At 45.2% G+C, this 290-nt stretch carries 1 tRNA gene; it reads left to right on the forward strand.

Going from position 1 to position 290, the window contains the following annotated elements:
• Nucleotides 1-61: 61 nt before the first annotated feature.
• A tRNA-Glu gene (locus LQK91_RS21950) sits at nucleotides 62-137 on the forward strand.
• Nucleotides 138-290: the final 153 nt, after the last annotated feature.

The following is a 290-nucleotide window of genomic DNA, read 5'->3' on the forward strand; positions in this document are numbered from 1 at the left end:
CCCACACAGATTGTCTGATAGAAAATAACGAGCAAAGTGTCTTTCGAAGACAGACTTAATTGTCCCCTTCGTCTAGAGGCCCAGGACACCGCCCTTTCACGGCGGTAACAGGGGTTCGAATCCCCTAGGGGACGCCAAAGCTTGGTGACAGGTGAAAGATGTTGCCCACATATCTTAAAGATGACTTACGAGTCATGTTTAAGATATTGCTCTTTAACAATCCGGAACAAGCTGAAAATTGAAACGACGTGTCGTTTTCATTCTCCGTAATAAGAATGAAAAGCGCGACA

This window comes from Pantoea sp. MHSD4, from assembly GCF_021043305.1.
Lineage (GTDB): Bacteria > Pseudomonadota > Gammaproteobacteria > Enterobacterales > Enterobacteriaceae > Pantoea > Pantoea eucalypti.